The sequence below is a fragment of the Mesorhizobium sp. M1252 genome (genome assembly GCF_040318265.1).
Lineage (GTDB): Bacteria > Pseudomonadota > Alphaproteobacteria > Rhizobiales > Rhizobiaceae > Mesorhizobium.
Map to the genome: position 1 here is coordinate 139,798 of NZ_JAMYLX010000006.1, position 17,603 is coordinate 157,400.

Sequence of the window (17,603 nt, forward strand, 5' to 3'; positions counted from 1 at the left end):
ATGCGCGCCCAGCCAACGGCATCGCACTATGTCAACGGCCGCTACATCGAGGACGAAGGCGGCGCGCCGCTGCCGGTGATCTATCCGGCGACCGGTGAGGTCATCGCCACTTTGCATTCGGCGACTCCGAACGTGCTGGAGCTCGCCATCGAAGCCGCGCGGGCCGCACAACCGGCCTGGGCGCGGATGAAGCCGGTCGAGCGTGGCCGCATCCTGCGCCGCGCCGCCGACATTTTGCGCGCGCGCAACGCCGATCTGGCGCGGATCGAGACGCTCGACACCGGCAAAGCGATCCAGGAGACGCTGGTGGCGGATGCACTATCGGCCGCCGACTGCCTCGAATATTTCGGCGGCGCGGTTGCCGCCTTCAACGGCGAGGCGATCGATCTTGGTGGACCTTTTGCCTATACGCGCCGCGAGGCGCTCGGTGTGTGCGTCGGCATCGGCGCCTGGAACTATCCGATCCAGATCGCCGGCTGGAAATCCGCCCCGGCGCTCGCCATGGGCAACGCCATGGTATTCAAGCCTTCGGAGAACACGCCGCTGTCGGCGCTGGCGCTGGCCGAGATCTACTCAGAGGCGGGCCTGCCCGACGGGCTGTTCAACGTCGTGCAAGGCTATGGCGAAGTCGGCGCCGGCCTCGTCGGCCATGATGTCGTTGCCAAGGTTTCGGTGACCGGCTCGGTGCCGACCGGCCGCAAGGTGCTGTCGCTCGCCGGTTCGAAGATGAAGCATGCGACGATGGAACTCGGCGGCAAGTCGCCGCTGATCGTGTTCGACGATGCCGATCTCGAAAACGCCATCGGCGGCGCCATGCTCGGCAATTTCTATTCGAGCGGGCAGATCTGCTCCAACGGCACGCGTGTTTTCGTACAAAGCGGCATCCATGACCGCTTCGTCGACCGGCTGGTCGAGCGGACGAAAAAGATCCGCATCGGCGATCCGCTCGATCCTGAGACGCAGATGGGGCCGCTGGTCAACAAGGCGCAGCAGGAGAAGGTCGTTTCCTACATCGCGGCCGGCAGGCAGGATGGAGCAACGCTCGCCTGCGGTGGCAACGTGCCGTCGCTGCAAGGGTTCGATGGCGGCTTCTTTGTAGAGCCAACCGTGTTCACCGGTGTCACCGATAAGATGCGCATTGCGCGCGAGGAGATTTTCGGGCCGGTGATGAGCGTGCTGAAGTTCGACGGCGAGGACGAGGTGATCGACCGCGCCAACGACACCGAATTCGGCCTCGCCGCCGGCGTCTTCACCCGCGACCTGCAGCGCGCTCATAGGGTGATCGCCGAACTGCAGGCCGGCACCTGCTGGATCAACGCCTACAATCTGACGCCAGTGGAAATTCCGTTTGGCGGGGTGAAGCAATCCGGCATCGGGCGCGAGAACTCGCTGGCGGCGCTGGCGCTCTATTCGCAGCTGAAGGCGGTGTATGTCGAGACCGGGGACGTGGCGAGCCCATATTGAGGGTTGAAAGCGAAGTGACAGCTGATCTCCCCCCTTGCGGGGGAGATGGCCGGCAGGCCAGAGGGGGGTGTGACGGATCGCCAACCTTTGGTCTGATCTTCGAGTAGCCGAGACGTCGGCGGGACAGCACCCCCCTCTGCCTTGCCAGGCATCTCCCCCGCAGGGGGGAGATTGGCAGCTCCAACGCCTCACCCCTTCTGCGCCGTGCCGTCCAGATACTGCGTCAGCGCGCAGACCAGATGATAGAAGATGCTGGCCGGCACGTCCGATGCCAAGGAGCGGCCGCGTTCGTCGATGCGGTCGATCCACAGGCCGAGCGGCGCCGGGTCGATGTGCCAGCGGAACAGGCGGCCGACGCGCGCTTCGATCTCCGGTTTGAGGTCGGGGCCACCTGAACCGTCAAGCGCAATCGCCGCCTTGATCGCTTCCGCCTGCGGCCAGCTGCGCGATACGAGGTCGAGCGGCAGGCCCTGCCGGGAGACCGCACCGTAGGCAAGGCCGGTGGCGCGGTTGAGGCCGTTGGCGATGGCCGAGGCGTAGAGCTTGCGGGCAAAATTGCTCAACTCGCCCTGACCGCTGCGGGCGACGAAATCGGTGAGCAGCGAGGCCCATTCGAAATGATGGCCGGGCTCGGTCCATGTGCCCTTCTCGCCGGCGGCCGGCTTCCACCCGGCGTCGAAATATTCGCCCAGCGTCCAGCTCTCGGCATCGAAGAAATGACTGCGGAAAAGGTCGATGATGCGCGCGGCGCGGCGCAGATAGGTGCGGTCGCCGGTCGCCTCATACCAGGCGAGGAAGGCCTCGAGCAGATGCATATGCGGGTTGGAGCGCCGCTCGCCCTCGCCGTCCGACGTCTCGAGGAAGCCGGTCATGCGGCTGTCCTCGAGATGCGCGTCGAGGAACACGAAGGTCTCCTGGCCCAGCCGCAGCGCATCCGGATTGCCGCACATATGCGCATGCGCCAGCGCCAGCAGCACGCAGGAATGGTCGTAGGCATCCTCGGTTGGGTCGTTGACGGAGCCGTCGACATTGAGCGTGCGCACCCAGCCGCCTCTGTCGGTGCGGCCCTTGCCGGCCATGAAGGCGATGCCGTGGCTAATCAACCGGTCCGCCGGACCGTCCCAGCCGCGCGCCCTGGCGACCGCAAAGGCATAGACCTGTCTGGCCGTCGTGCGCATACGCTTGGGCTTCAACAGCGGATTGCCATCGAAACCCAGCGCCTCGTGGAAGCCGCCATGACGCTCATCGACGCCTGAAGTCGACCACAGCGGCAAGGTCTCCTCGAACAGCCAGTGATGCACGCGCCGACGCCAGGCGCCGCTCTCGATGACGCGGTCGTGTGCCGGCGTGAACCTGGTTTCCAGCCGGCCCGACTTTTCCAGCTGCTCGACGATTTTCTTGACGTGCTGGCTGTGGCTGACCGGGGCGACGAAGGTGGCGTCCGCCGTCGAGACGATCGCGACATCCTTCATGCCGATAGCCGACAAAAGCCGGCCGTCGCTTCTGATGTAGGAGTTTTCGCAATCGATGGCGACGACATCGCCGACGACGACATTGCCCTTGGCGTCGGCAGGGCCGACATCCAGCAGCGACTGCCAGGAGCCGAGGTCGTTCCAGCGGAAGCCGGCCGGCACCATGGCGATGTCCTTGGCCCGTTCCATGATGGCGTAGTCGATCGAGTTCGACGGGATGGCGGCATAGAGGTCGAGCGGCATGTAAAGGCCGGACAGATCCGAAGTCGCTGACTTGTAGGCCGCTTCGGTGGCCTGCCAGATGTCGGGCTGGAAGGCCGCAAATGCGTCGCGCATGGCGCCGGCGCGAAACAGGAAAATGCCGGTGTTCCAGTAGAAGGTGCCCGCACTGAGATAGCTCTGCGCAGTGGCGAGGTCGGGCTTTTCGACGAAGCGCGACACGTCGAAGACGCCGCCGCTTTCGGCTGCGACTTCGATATAGCCATAGCCGGTCTCGGGCTGCGTCGGCTTGATGCCGAACACCACCAGACGGCCGGCAAGCGCTGCCTGGCTGCCCGCCTCGACGCTCTGCCAGAACTGCTTGGGCGTGGCGATTTCATGGTCTGACGGCACCACCAGCACCAGGCTGTCGCCGAACTCCGACAATGTGCGCAGCGCGGCCAGCGCCACGGCGGCAGCCGTGTTGCGCCCGGTCGGCTCGAACAGCGGGCCACCGCCGGCGAGGTCTAGTCCGGCAAGGTCGGCATGGACACGCTCGGCATGGCGCTCGGCGGCGATCAGGAAGATCGGCGTCTCACCTTCCGGCCGCGCCGTCAGCCGGCGCAAGGTCTTGGCCAGCATCGAGCCGTCGCCGGAGAGATCGTGGAACTGTTTCGGGTTGTCCTCGCGCGACAGCGGCCACAGCCGCGAACCGACACCGCCGCTCATGACAAAACTGACGATGCGCTCGGTCATGAAAGGTCCAATCAGAACGTCTGGTTGTAAGCGCCGACTTCGGGGCTGCGGCGCAGCACGGCGTCGACGGCCTCGAACATCTGCCGGCGGCGGTCGGACGATATCGGGCTTTCGACAACCACGACAAGCTCCGGCTTGTTCGACGACGCCCGTACCAGGCCCCAGGTGCCATCCTCGGCCACGACGCGCACGCCGTTGACGGTGATCAGCTCGGCGATCTTCTGGCCGGCAAAAGTCTTGCCGGCGCGCTGCATCGCCTGGAAGTCCGCCACCACCCGATCGACCACGCCGTACTTCACCTCGTCGCCGCAATGCGGCGACATGGTCGGCGTGCCGAAGGTCAGCGGCAGCGCGCGATAGAGATCGGCCATCGAACTTGTGGGGTTGCGGTCGAGCATCTCACAAATGGCAATTGCCGTGACGAGACCGTCATCATAGCCGCGGCCGATCGGCGGATTGAAGAAGAAATGGCCCGACTTCTCGAAGCCGGCGACGGCGCCAAGCTCGGCGACGCGGCGCTTGATGTAGGAATGGCCGGTCTTCCAGTAATCGGTGACCGCGCCATTGGCGCGCAGGACGCTGTCGGTGTGGAACAGGCCGGTCGACTTGACGTCGACGACGAAAGTCGAGCTGGAATGCTGGCTGGAGATATCACGCGCCAGCATGACGCCGACCTTGTCGGCGAAGATCTCGTTGCCCTCATTGTCGACCACGCCGCAACGGTCGCCGTCGCCATCGAAGCCCAGCCCGACATCGGCGCCGGTCTCCAGCACCTTGTCGCGGATGGCGTGCAGCATCTGCATGTCTTCCGGGTTGGGGTTATAGCGCGGAAAACTGTGGTCGAGCTGGACATCGAGCGGGATCACCTCGCAGCCGATGCGCTCCAGCGCCTGTGGCGCGAAGGCGCCGGCAGTGCCGTTGCCGCAAGCGGCCACGACTTTCAGCTTTCGCGCGATGCGCTTGTCGCTCACCAGATCGTCGAGATAGGTCTCGCGAAAACCGGAGACGAATTCGTAGGAGCCACCGCCGGCAAGATCGAAATCGCCCGACAGCACGATCTGTTTCAGGGCGCTCATCTCCTCCGGTCCGAAGGTGAGCGGCCTCGCCGCACCCATCTTGACTCCGGTCCAGCCATTCTCGTTGTGCGATGCCGTGACCATGGCGACGGAAGGCGCGTCGAGCGCGAACTGGGCGAAATAGGCCATGGGCGACAGCGCCAGGCCAATGTCTTTCACCTTTGCGCCCGCGGCCATCAAGCCGGAAACCAGCGCCAGCTTGATGGCAAGCGAATAGGAACGGAAATCATGCCCGGTGACGATGTCGGGCCCGGCGCCAAGACGGCGGATCAAGGTGCCCAGGCCCATGCCCAGCGCCTGGACGCCGATCAGGTTCAGCTCCGGCGGCTGCGCGGAGCCGGCGTGGCCGAACCACCAGCGCGCATCGTATTCACGGAATCCAGACGCCTTGATCAGCGCTTCGGTTTCGAATTCGAAACTGTTGGACCGGGCGTCGCCTACGATTTTCAGGGGCAAGGCAGCAGAGCTCCAGATGGCGAAAGCACGATTTATCGAGGCTGCGACTTAGCACACAAGGCTTTAAGCCGGGTTTATCCCAACAGAACATCCTGGCTTTGCGGGAATGCCGACGAAAGCCAACGAAATGCGACAGAAGCGCTGCCATTGCCGCTTGCAGGAACGGTATGCGGCAGCTATAAGCCCGCGGTCTGGTCACGGAGTGTAGCGCAGCCTGGTAGCGCACCTCGTTCGGGACGAGGGGGTCGCAGGTTCAAATCCTGCCACTCCGACCAGAAAAAACAGACACTTAGGTGTTTGTTCTCCCGACCCACAAGATAGCTTGATGCAAACCGTCGGCGTCGCTGTCAGCATGGTGTTTTGACGCGACAACCTTCCGCGCTACCTCGATAATAGGAATGCCGCCGAGACAGCGGCCGGAACGAGGTTTGCGGAAGATGAATTTGTTGATTTCAAGCCGGCTGTCAGCGCTGCTCGCTTTGTCCCTGGCGGCAGGCTGCTCATCGCTGGGCAGCGCGGTGAACCCGGCGAAATACGACAGCATGACATGCGCCGAGCTCAACACCGCCGTAGGCGATACCGCGCGCGACATCTCGCAAACCGCCATCACCCGCGGCAAGGTCGCCAACACCAGCGTGCCGAACTGGCTGCTCGGCGGCACGCGCGTGAAGAGCGCAGTGGCCAAGCGTGAGACGGCCAGAATCGAACTGCTGAAGCAGCGGCAAGAGGCCATTGTCGCGACAAGGGCCAACAGATGCCCCAGGTCAGCGGGCTAAGCGAACTGGCCCTACCCTGACTATCTGCTGAACGTCACGCCTTAAGCACTCAGCCTGAAGCGCGTGACATCTATCGCCGCAGCCATCAGCGTCTGGGTGTAGGCGGCCTGCGGGTTGCTGAAGATCTCTTCCGTCGGGCCTTCCTCGACGATCTTGCCCTGCCTCATGACGATGATGTAGTCGGCCATGGCGCGCACCACGGAGAGATCGTGGCTGATGAAGAGGTAGGACAGTTCGTGGTCGGCCTGCAGCTTGCGCAGCAATTCGACGATCTGCTTCTGCACCGAGCGGTCGAGCGCCGAAGTCGGCTCGTCCAGCACCACCAGTTTGGGCTTCAGGATCACGGCACGCGCGATGGCGATGCGCTGGCGCTGGCCGCCGGAGAATTCGTGCGGGTAGCGGTTGCGTGCGTTGGGGTCGAGGCCGACCTCGAGCAAGGCCTCGACGGCGCGCTGATCGCGTTGCTTGCCTGACAGGTTCGGCTCATGCACCAGAAGCCCTTCGGTGATGATCTGGCCGACGGTCATGCGCGGCGACAGCGAGCCGAACGGATCCTGGAAGACGAGTTGCATCTCACGTCGCAGCGGCCGCATCGCCTGGCGGTCGGCGGTGGAGATGTCGCGGTCGCCGAAGCGGATGACACCGTCGCTGGGCAACAGGCGCAGAAGTGCGCGGCCGAGCGTCGATTTTCCCGAACCGGACTCGCCGACGATACCGATGGTCTGGTTGCGCTTCAGCCGGATCGAAATGTGATCGACGGCGCGTAGCAGCAGCGGTTCGCCGGCAAGGAAGCCGCCGCCGATCTTGAAGGTTACTTCGACATTGCGGCCCTCCAGCAGCACCGGAGCGCTGGGCGGCGGCGCCGCCTTGGTGCCGGTCGGTTCGGCGGCCAGCAGCATTTTGGTATAGGCATGCTGCGGGTTGGCGAAAAGTGCTTCCGCCTCGCCTTCCTCGACCACCTCGCCATAGCGCATGACATAGACGCGGTCGGCAAAGCGCCGGACGATGCCGAGATCGTGGGTGATGAAGACGATGGCCATGCCGAGCTTGCGCTGCAATTCGGCGAGCAGCACCAGGATCTGCGCCTGGATGGTGACGTCGAGCGCCGTCGTCGGCTCGTCGGCGATCAGGATGTCGGGGTCGTTGGCCAATGCCATGGCGATCATGACGCGCTGGCGCTGGCCACCCGACATTTCGTGCGGATAGGATTTCATCCGCCGCTCGGGATCGGGGATATGCACCAGCCTGAGCAACTTGAGCGCCTCGTTCCGTGCCTCGGCTGCGTTCAGCCCGCGGTGCTTGCGGATCGGTTCGATAAGCTGGTTGCCGATCGAATAGAGTGGATCGAGCGAGGTCATCGGCTCCTGGAAGATCATGCTGATCTTGGCGCCGCGCACCTTGTTGAGGTCGGGCTTGCTCATGGTCAAAAGGTTGCGGCCGCGATAATCGACGTGACCCGTCGCCTCGCCATTGGACGCCAGCAGGCTCATCGCCGCCATCATGGTCTGGCTCTTGCCGGATCCGGATTCGCCGACCACGGCAACGGTTTCCCCTGCCTTGACGTGGATGTTGATGCCCTTGACCGCTTCGACCGCGCCGTCGAGCGTGCGGAAACGGACGCGAAGGTCCTTGACGCTGAGGATCGTTTCGGGCGTTTCCATCGCAACGGTCCCCATTTTATTTGGTCCCCATATTATCGGTCTCTCGGATCGAGCGCATCGCGCAGGCCGTCGCCGACGAAGTACAGCGCAAACAGCGTCGACACGAGGAAGAAGGCGGGGAACAAAAGCAGCCAGTTGGCGGTGCCAATGTTCTTGGCGCCGACCGAGATGAGCACGCCCCAGCTGGTCATCGGCTCCTGCACGCCAAGGCCGAGGAAGGACAGGAAACTTTCCAGGATGATGACCTGCGGCACCAGCAGCGTCATGTAGATCACCACTGGTCCGAGCAGATTGGGGATGACATGGCGCAGCAGGATGCCGCGCTGGCCGACGCCCATGGCTTCGGCCGCCTGGACATACTCCTGCCGCCGGATCGACAGCGCCTGGCCGCGCACGATGCGCGCCATGTCGAGCCACAGCACCGCCCCGACCGCCAGGAACATCAGCACGAAATTGCGGCCGAAGAACACCACCAGCATGATGACAAAGAAAATGAAGGGCAAGGAATAGAGCACGTCGACGATGCGCATCATCACCTCGTCGATCTTCCCGCCGGAAAAGCCGGCCGCCGCCCCGTAGAGGACGCCGATGACCACGGCGACAATGCCGGCAAGCAGGCCGATGGCCAGCGAGATGCGCCCTGCCATCAGCGTTCGCGAGAGAAGATCGCGACCGGTGTTGTCGGTGCCGAACAGGAAGTACTGCTGTTTGACCGACGCAGTCATAGTCAATTCGAGCCCGTCGGCCGATTTGCTCTCTATCTTGGTATCGTCGAAGGCATCGGAGCGGTCAAGATAGCGGATGTTGCGGTCGTCGATCGGTTTGGTCGAGGTGACGGTGACGGTGACGCGACTGCCGTCCAGTTTCCACTCCTTGATGTCGACGCGCATGCGCTTGATGGCATCCTTGAGCGCCGTCTCGATCATGTCGGGCTTCGGATAGGCTGAAAAGCTTGGCGGCGTGCGCACATAGTCGGCATAGATGGTGGTGTACTGATGCGGCACGAACCAGGGGCCGAAGATGCTGATGACGCCAATGAAGGCCAGGTAATAGAGGCTGAACATGGCGGCGCGGTTGGCTTTGAGGCGCGCCCATGCGTCGCCCCAGAGCGAGCGGCCGACGACGGCCGGCGGAGCGGCGGCGGCTGTGATGTCAGTCATAGCGCACCCTCAGTCATAGCGTACCCTCGGGTCGACGACCGCGTACATGACGTCGACGATCAGGTTGAAGACGATGGTGAAGAGCGCGATCACCACCACGGTCCCCATCACCAGCGTGTAGTCGCGGTTGAGCGCGGCATCGACGAAATAGCGGCCGACACCGGGAATGGAGAAGATGGTCTCGACGATGACCGAACCGGTGAGCAGCGCCGCGGCTGCCGGGCCGGTGAAGGAAACGATCGGCAGGATGGCGCCGCGCAGCGCGTGCTTGACCACCACCGACCAGTCGGAGAGGCCGAGCGCACGCGCCGTTCGGATATGATGCGAACGCAAGCTCTCGATCATCGACCCGCGCATCAGGCGGGCAACGATGGCGATCTGCGGCAAGGCCAGCGTCAGCACCGGGCCGATCTTGTTGATCAATGCGCCATCACCCCAGCCGCCGATCGGCAACAGCTTCCAGGTCAATCCGAACACCAGCTGAATCACAGGAGCGATGACGAAGGTGGGGATAGTGCTGCCGGCGGTCGCCAGCGCAATCACCGTATAGTCGCCAAGCTTGTTCTGGTTGAGCGCGGCGATGGTGCCGAGCACCGAACCAAGCAGCAGCGCTAGGATCAGCGCCGAGGTGCCGAGCTGGACCGATATCGGCAGCCCCTTGGCAAACAGTTCGGTGACGGTGAAGTCAGGCAAATTGTAGCTCGGCCCGAAATTGCCGCGCAGAAGATTGCCGAGATAGTGGGCATATTGCAGCCAGAGCGGATCGTCGAGGCCGAACTGTGCTTCCAGATTGGCCCTGATCTCGGGACTGAGGCCCCGCTCCTGATTGAAAGGGCCGCCCGGTGCGACGCGTATCAGGAAGAACGCCATGGTCACGATGACGAACAGCGTCGGAATGGCGGTCAGAAGCCGCCGTAAGATGTATCGCAGCATCGGCGCCCCGCTTCGGCCAGAGCGACATACGTCCATGCAGACGCATTGCCACGCTCCGGCGCCAAATCTTCGCACCGGGCTTGCCGAAAATCGACCACGACTTTCGGACCGGTGCGATGACCGACCAGTCCGCCCCGCCCGGAGGGGGCGGGGCGGTCCAGTCAAGGATGATTATCAGTCCTTGGAGACGAAGCGGGACGGATGGATGTCCATCACATTGTCATCGAAGCCATGCAGCTTCGAGGAAACGATATCGTGGAAGCTGTAGTAGAGAAGCGGAATGTTGCCGACGTCATCGACAAGGATGCGCTCGGCCTCGGTGAGGTCCTTCATGCGCTCTTCCGGCTTGCCGCCGGCAGCCGCGGCCTTGTCCATGGCCGCCTCATATGCCGGGCTGACGTAGCTCGAATAGTTGTTGCCGCTGGCCTTGCGGGTGATGCCGAGGAAGGTCTCGGGATCCTTGTAGTCGGCGATCCAGGCGGCACGCGCCACGTCGTAGTTGCCCTTCTGCTCGAGGAAGGAATAGTGGGTCTTGGTATCGGTGTTGAGCAGCGTGATCTCGACGCCAAGCGGCTTCAACTGTTCCTGGATGGCAACCGCGGTGTTCTTGTGGTTTTCCGAGGTGTTGTAGCGGATCTCCATCTTCAGCGGATGCTCGGGCGTATAGCCGAGTTTCTCAAGGATCTTCTTGGCGGCGTCCTCGCGGTCGATCTGCGGCATGTCGGCGTATTTGGCCATTGCCGGCGTGTAGCCGGCGATGCCCGGAGGCACCATCGAATAGCCAGGCAGCATGGAATTCTGCCAGACCTTTTCGGCCAGGAAGTCGCGGTCGATCGCCATCGAGATGGCGTTGCGCAGCTCGACATTGTCCCACGGTGCCTTGTCGGTCTTGATCGCGTAATAGTAGGTGCCGAGATACGGTCCGACACGGACCTGATCGCCGAACTTGGTCTTGAGGTCAGCGAGCTGTTCGGTCGGCAAGTCGCCGTAGCTGTCGAGTTCGCCGGCCTCGAAGCGCTTCATCGCCGATGAGCGGTCTTCGGTCGGGATGTAGTTGACGACGTCCATCTTGACGGTCGCGGCATCCCAGAATTTCGGATTTTTGACCAGCTTCATGTGGTCGTTGGGAATCCACTCGGCCAGCGTATAGGCGCCGTTCGAAACGAGATTGCCCGCCTTGATCCAGTCGGCGCCGAGCTTGTCGATCGAGGCCTTGTTGACCGGATAGGTAGCCTGGTGGGTCAGCATCTCGAGGAAGTATGGCGTCGGCGCCTTCAGCGTCACCTCCAGGGTGTTGGTGTCGATCGCCTTGACGCCCATGTCCTCGGGCTTGCCTTTCTTGGTGTTGACTTCCTCGGCGTTCTTTACGGGATAGAGCATGGAAGCGTATTCGGCGGCGGTCGCCGGATCCTCAAGCCGACGGAAGGAATAGACGAAGTCCTCGGCCGTCACCGGGCTGCCATCCGACCACAAGCCGTCCTTGCGCAGCTTGAAGGTGTAGACGGTGCCGTCATCCGATACCGTCCAGCTTTCGGCGGCGCCCGGGATGAGGTTCGTCTTCTGATCGTGCATGACCAGTCCCTGGAACAGGTCGCGTATGATATCGGCTTCGTAGACGGTCGAGGTCTTGTGCGGATCGACCGTCTCCGCTTCGGCGGCGCTGCCTCTGTTATAGACGGTCTCGGCAAGGGCCGGCGTCAGGAACGTGCCTGCGGCAAAGGTCATGGTCGCGGCGACAAGCGTCGCCTTCAGCATATTTTTCAGCATGAAGTCTCTCCCTGTGGCGCTGCCCATCGGCTGCGCCTTACGAGTGTTGACGCCCCGGAACCGATTTCTGGCCCCTTCGAGCGCGCCGCCGGTTCCCGTCCCGGCAGCTGGTGGCAGGAGACTAGACAGACGGAAATATTATTTCAACCGAGTCTTGCTTGACGCTAAGTGAGCATCCTCACCCTAAACCAGCCATAGCTAATCTATATTACCAGGTTCAATTGGGTGCAGCTCGCGGTTGTCCTGTAATTTTGCGTTTTGCCCTCAGCAGTTGTAATTGGCGCAACCATCTGGAAACATTCCAGGAATGCCGTTCGTGGCCAAGCTCGACGAAAGTACCGAAGAAGCCCGAAAATGAAAAACATGGCGCCGGTGGCGTTGCACGGATCACTCGGCACGGTTGCATGCGGACACGATCTTTGTTGACGCCGGACGGCGTCCCTGAAGATCAGCCTACCTTGCCGACAAACCAGCCCAGGGCCGGCAGCAACAGCCCCTCCTCCTGCAGGAGGGCACCGCCACCCAGAGCGATCGTCTCGACAGGCTGGAGATCCGGCGGCAGCCGCCAGTCGGCCGGCTTGTCGGCGAAATTGAAGACGCAGAGCAATATCGCGTCCTCGCCCTGCCGGATGAAGGCAAGGACATCGCCGTCGGTATCGAGAAAGCGGATCGGGCCCTTGACCAGCGCCAGATGCGCCTTGCGCAAGGCGAGCATCGTCCGGTAGCCGGCGAGCACGGACTTGTCGTCGGCGTTCTGGATATCGACCGCCCGAGCGCGGTGGCTTTCCGGCACCGGCAGCCAGGGTTTTCCCGAGGAAAAACCGGCATTGTCGGCGCCCGCTTCCCAGACCATCGGTGTGCGGCAGCCGTCCCTGCCCTTTACCCCCGGCCAGAAACGGATGCCGACGGGATCGCGCAGATCCTCGAAGGTCAGTTCCGCCTCCTCCAGCCCAAGCTCTTCGCCTTGGTAGAGACAGATCGAGCCCCGCAGGCAGGAGAGCAAAGCGATAGCGAATGTCGCCACCGCATCTGGATCGCCGCCCGGCCGCGTCCAGCGGCTGACATGGCGCACGACATCGTGGTTGGAGAACGCCCAGCAGACCCAGCCGTCGGCGACAGCTGCCTCGAAGGCCTCGACGCAGCCGCGCACATGGGCGGCTGAGAATTGCTGACCGAGCAGGTCGAAGGTGTAGCACATGTTGAGCTTGTCGCCGCCGGATGTGTAGGCGGCCAGCGTCTGCAGCGAACGGCCTTCGTCGCCGACCTCGCCGACACTGGCGCGGCCGTCATATTCGTCGAGCAAAGCGCGGAAGCGCCTGAGGAAACCGAGGTTTTCCGGTTGCGTCTTGTCGAACAGATGCTCCTGGAAGAGATAGGTGTTGGTTTCGCCATTGGTGCCGGCGACGCTCGACGCCAGCGGCGGATTGCTGCGCAGCCAGCGGTCGTGGACATAGTAGTTGACCGTATCCAGGCGGAAGCCGTCGACGCCGCGCTCGAGCCAGAACCGCACCGTCTGCAACAACGCGTCTTGAACCTCAGGATTGTGGAAGTTGAGGTCCGGCTGCGAGGCGAGGAAATTGTGCATGTAGTATTGCCGGCGGGTCGCGTCCCACTCCCAGGCCGGGCCGCCGAAGACCGACAGCCAGTTGTTGGGCGCGTTGCCGTCCGGCCTGGTGTCGGCCCAGACATACCAGTCAGCCTTGGGATTATCCTTGCTGGCACGGCTCTCTACAAACCATTCGTGCTTGTCGGAGGAGTGCGACAACACCTGATCGATGATCACCTTCAGGCCGAGCCTGTGCGCCTCGGCAACCAGCGCGTCAAAGTCGTCGAGCGTGCCGAACATCGGATCGACCGCCTGATAGTCGGAGACGTCGTAGCCCATATCGGCCATTGGCGATTTGAAGAAGGGCGACAGCCAGACGGCGTCGACGCCGAGCGAGGCGACGTACGCCAGCCGTGAGGTGATGCCTGAGAGGTCGCCGCTGCCGTCGCCGGTGGTGTCCTGGAAGGAGCGAGGATAGATCTGGTAGATGACGCAGCCGCGCCACCAGTCGGCGCTCTGTTCGGGTCCCGGCTGGGCATTGTCGTCGGCCATCACGGACCCTTCCTGGCGCGGGCCTTTGCGGTCCGGCGCTCGATCATGAAACTGACACTGCGGCCGGGCAGCGGCCACGCGAGGTCGACCGCTTGCGCTTCAACAGCCGGCTGCCATTCAAACCCTTGCCGCGCGGGCAGCGTGAAGACGCATTGGCGGCGATCGCCATTGACGATCACAGCCAGGCGGCCTTCCTCGCCATCGCCGAGCAGCATGACGAGGCGATGGCGCGAGCCATCGTTCCAGTCGGCTTCGCCGAGCGGCGCGCCGGTCTCGGTCAGCCAGGCGACGTCGGGCACATCAGAACCGTCCGGCGGCTCTCCGGTCAGGAAGCGCGTATCGGAAAGCGCCGGCACCGCGCCGCGCAGAGCTGCGAGCGCCGACACATGGGCTACCAGCCCGACGTCGCGCCCGGCCCAGTCGAGCCAGGTGATGGCGTTGTCCTGCGCATAGGCGTTGTTGTTGCCCCCTTGCGTGCGGCCGAATTCATCGCCCGCCGTCAGCATGATGGTGCCGCGCGAGGCAAACAGAGTGGCGAGCAGCGCGAAGCGATCATGGGAACGGGCCTCGGCAATCGCCTTGTCCGAGGTTTCGCCCTCGACGCCGTTGTTCCAGGACAGGTTCTCATTGTGGCCGTCGCGGTTCTTCTCGCCATTGGCTTGGTTGTGCTTGGCTTCATAAGCGACGATATCGGCCAGCGTCATGCCATCGTGCGCGGCGATGAAGTTGACCGTGCGGCTGGCGGATTGGCCCTCCCTGCCGAACACATCGGAGGAGCCGGCGAGCCTTGTCGCCAGCGCACCGACCGCGCCGGCATCGCCGCGCCAGAAGCGCCTGACGTCGTCGCGGTAGCGGTCGTTCCATTCGAGGTAAGGCGGCCGGAAATTGCCGAGCTGATAGCCATTCGGGCCGATGTCCCACGGCTCGGCGATCAGCACCCTATCGGCAAGCAGAGGATCGCCAGCGATGGTCTCGAGCAACGGGGCCGCCGGATCGAATACGCCATCGACGCGGCCGAGGACCGGCGCCAAGTCGAAGCGGAAACCGTCGACGCCGGCATGGCGGACGAAATGGCGCAGCGTGTCGAGTACCATGTCGCGAACGACCGGATGGTCGCAGGCAATGGTATTGCCGGTGCCGGTATCGTTGGCCAACCTGCCGTCCTGCTCGCTGCGGTAGTAGGCTTGATTGTCGAGGCCGCGCAGCGACAGCGTCGGCCCGAGCCGGTCACTTTCGCCGGTATGATTGAAGACGAGATCGAGGATGGTGCCAATGCCAACCCTGCGCAGCACCCCCACAGTATCGCGCAACTCGGCGATGCCGCCGGGCGCCAGGCGCGGGTCGAGCGCCATGAAGGTAACTGGGTTGTAGCCCCAGGCATTGCTGAGGCCCAGCGGCGGCAAATGGCGCTCATCGACCCATGCCGTCACGGGCATCAGCTCAACGGCGGAGACGCCGATCTTCTTGAGATGTTCGACGATAGCCGGATGGGCAAGGGCTGCAATGGTGCCGCGCTGCGCTTCGGGCACGTCCGGATGCAGCCTGGTGAAGGAGCGGACGTTGAGTTCGTAGATCAGGCCGCCTGGCTGGAACAAAGGCGGCTTGGCCGGCAGCGGCTTCGGTTGAGCCCGCGCGATGGTCTTCGGCATCAGTGGCGCGGTGTCGGCGCCTTCGTTGCGCCGGGCGGCAAGCCGCCAATGATGCTGGTAGGGCCGGTCGATCTCGACGGCGTAGGGATCGGTGAGCAGCTTGTCGGGATCGAACCACAGCCCGCGCTCCGGCGCATATTCGCCGTCGGCGCGAAAGCCGTAGCACGTACCTGCGGCAAGGCCGGCGACGAACAGCGCATGGACGCCCTCGCCTTCCGGCTGGAGTTCGAGCCGGTCGGTTTCGCGAGCGCCAGTGTCGTCGAAGATCGACACCCAGAGCCGCCGCGCGGACGACGACCAGGCGGCGAAGCGGATGCCTTCGGGAGTGACGGTTGCGCCGAGCTGGGTCATCGGCGCATCCTCCACCCTCCCCCTTGTGGGGAGGGTCGCGAACGAAGTGAGCGGGGTGGGGGTCGGCGCGGGGAAAGCGCTTTACGAGCACCCCCAACCCGATCCGCTGCGCGGATCGACCCTCCCCACAAGGGGGAGGGTAAAGACGTCACCACCCTCAAGTAATCACGCTCGGCTTGTTGCGCCCGGTGTGGCTCTTGATCCCGGCGATATCATCGGCAGCCGCGATCAGGTCGGCGAGCGCCTCTTGCGTGTCGAGATCATGCCGCGCTTTGTCCGGCTCGTAGCGCTCGATGTAGACGCGCAGCGTAGCACCCGACGTGCCGGTGCCGGACAAACGAAACACGACACGCGAGCCGCCTTCGAACAGGATGCGGATGCCCTGGTTCTTGCTCACCGAACCGTCGACGGGATCGTGATAGGCGAAGTCGTCGGCATTGGCGATCTTCAGTCCGCGCACGCTGGTGCCGGGCAGCGAAGCGAGCTTGGCGCGCAACTCGTCGACCAGGGCGTTGGCGCGCCCGGTTTCGACCTCCTCATAGTCATGACGTGAATAGTAATTGCGGCCGTAGGTCGCCCAATGTTCGGTGACGACGTCTTTGCAGCTTTCGCCGCGCACGGCCAGGATGTTCAGCCACAACAGCACCGCCCACAGCCCGTCCTTTTCACGGACATGGTTCGAGCCGGTGCCGGCGCTTTCCTCGCCGCAGATCGTTGCCATGCCGGCATCGAGCAGATTGCCGAAGAACTTCCAACCGGTCGGCGTTTCGTAGATGCCGATGCCGAGCTGTTCGGCGACGCGGTCGGCAGCGCCGCTGGTCGGCATCGAGCGGGCGATGCCTTTGAGGCCGTCCTTGTAGCCCGGCGCCAATTGCGCATTGGCGGCAAGCATGGCCACCGAATCCGACGGGGTGACGAAAATGCCCTTGCCGATGATGAGATTGCGGTCACCGTCGCCGTCGGAAGCGGCGCCGAAATCGGGCGCATCCGGTCCCATCATCTCGTCATAGAGATGCTTGGCGTGGACCAGGTTCGGATCCGGGTGATGGCCGCCAAAATCCGGCAGCGGCTTGTAGTTGCGGCAGGTGCCATTCTCCGCGCCGAGCCGGCGCTCGAGGATTTCCTTGGCATACGGGCCGGTGACCGCATGCATGGCGTCGAAGCGCATGCGGAAGCCGTATTTGAAATTGGCGCGGATGGCGTCGAAGTCGAACAGGCTCTCCATCAATTCGGCATAGTCGGTGACCGGGTCGATAATCTCGACCGCCATGCCGCCGGCGGTCACCGTGCCGATCTTGTCGATGTCGATCTGGTCGATGTCGGCGGTCTTGAAGCTCGAAATCGTCTTGGTCTTTTCGAAGATCGCGTCGGTCAGCTTTTCCGGCGCCGGGCCGCCATTGCCGGCATTGTACTTGATGCCGAAATCCTCGTGCGGGCCGCCCGGATTGTGACTGGCCGACAGGATGATGCCGCCGAAGGTCTTGTATTTGCGGATGACATGCGACGCCGCCGGCGTCGACAATATGCCGCCCTGCCCGACCATCACCTTGCCGAAGCCGTTGGCCGCCGCCATGGCGATGGCCTTCTGGATGACCTCGCGGTTGTAGAAGCGGCCGTCGCCGCCGATCACCAGCGTCTTGCCCTCAAAGCCCTCCAGCGCGTCGAAGATCGACTGGATGAAGTTCTCGGCATAGTGCTCCTGCTGAAAGACAGGCACCTTCTTGCGCAGGCCGGACGTGCCGGGTTTCTGGTCGAGATAGGGTTTGGTGGCGACGGTCCGGATCAT

General features: G+C 63.6%; 10 protein-coding genes, 1 tRNA gene and 1 pseudogene. 3 read left to right on the forward strand and 9 right to left on the reverse strand.

Annotated elements, in window-relative coordinates:
• Window positions 1-1,464, forward strand: a complete 1,464-nt coding sequence (gene betB, locus NKH22_RS14285; RefSeq protein ID WP_023709830.1) for a betaine-aldehyde dehydrogenase — start codon at window positions 1-3, stop codon at window positions 1,462-1,464.
• A gap of 188 nt (window positions 1,465-1,652) precedes the next feature.
• Here the strand turns inward: betB and NKH22_RS14290 are convergent, their stop codons facing one another.
• Both NKH22_RS14290 and NKH22_RS14295 read right to left on the reverse strand, forming a co-directional pair.
• Window positions 1,653-3,890, reverse strand: a complete 2,238-nt coding sequence (locus NKH22_RS14290) for a mannose-1-phosphate guanylyltransferase/mannose-6-phosphate isomerase (protein WP_352909907.1) — start codon at window positions 3,888-3,890, stop codon at window positions 1,653-1,655.
• An 11-nt stretch (window positions 3,891-3,901) separates the two neighbouring features.
• On the reverse strand, window positions 3,902-5,422 hold the full coding sequence (locus NKH22_RS14295) for a phosphomannomutase/phosphoglucomutase (protein WP_352909910.1): 1,521 nt from the start codon (window positions 5,420-5,422) through the stop codon (window positions 3,902-3,904).
• A 198-nt stretch (window positions 5,423-5,620) separates the two neighbouring features.
• On the opposite strand from NKH22_RS14295, the gene NKH22_RS14300 reads away from it, so the two are divergent.
• Window positions 5,621-5,697, forward strand: a tRNA-Pro gene (locus NKH22_RS14300).
• Window positions 5,698-5,859: 162 nt separating this feature from the next.
• Complete coding sequence (locus NKH22_RS14305; protein ID WP_023684572.1) at window positions 5,860-6,198, forward strand: hypothetical protein; 339 nt, start codon at window positions 5,860-5,862, stop codon at window positions 6,196-6,198.
• Window positions 6,199-6,239: 41 nt separating this feature from the next.
• Here the strand turns inward: NKH22_RS14305 and NKH22_RS14310 are convergent, their stop codons facing one another.
• From NKH22_RS14310 to NKH22_RS14340, 7 genes and pseudogenes are all read right to left on the reverse strand, one after another.
• Complete coding sequence (locus NKH22_RS14310) at window positions 6,240-7,859, reverse strand: ABC transporter ATP-binding protein (protein WP_023702233.1); 1,620 nt, start codon at window positions 7,857-7,859, stop codon at window positions 6,240-6,242.
• A gap of 32 nt (window positions 7,860-7,891) precedes the next feature.
• A complete protein-coding gene (locus NKH22_RS14315) occupies window positions 7,892-9,019 on the reverse strand; it encodes an ABC transporter permease (RefSeq protein ID WP_352909913.1) in 1,128 nt (375 codons plus the stop codon).
• 9 nt (window positions 9,020-9,028) lie between these two features.
• Window positions 9,029-9,952, reverse strand: a complete 924-nt coding sequence (locus NKH22_RS14320) for an ABC transporter permease subunit (RefSeq protein ID WP_023684574.1) — start codon at window positions 9,950-9,952, stop codon at window positions 9,029-9,031.
• 426 nt (window positions 9,953-10,378) lie between these two features.
• A pseudogene (locus tag NKH22_RS14325) lies at window positions 10,379-11,746 on the reverse strand (peptide ABC transporter substrate-binding protein); the annotation flags it as partial.
• Between the two features lie 421 nt (window positions 11,747-12,167).
• Window positions 12,168-13,817, reverse strand: coding sequence for a beta-galactosidase BglA (gene bglA, locus NKH22_RS14330; RefSeq protein WP_352909916.1), 1,650 nt, complete (start codon window positions 13,815-13,817; stop codon window positions 12,168-12,170).
• Entirely contained in the window at window positions 13,817-15,817 is a 2,001-nt protein-coding gene (glgX, locus tag NKH22_RS14335) for a glycogen debranching protein GlgX (protein WP_352909918.1), read from the reverse strand. The genes bglA and glgX overlap by 1 nt, the downstream gene beginning before the upstream one ends.
• A 157-nt stretch (window positions 15,818-15,974) precedes the next feature.
• On the reverse strand, window positions 15,975-17,603 hold the full coding sequence (locus NKH22_RS14340; protein WP_023692760.1) for an alpha-D-glucose phosphate-specific phosphoglucomutase: 1,629 nt from the start codon (window positions 17,601-17,603) through the stop codon (window positions 15,975-15,977).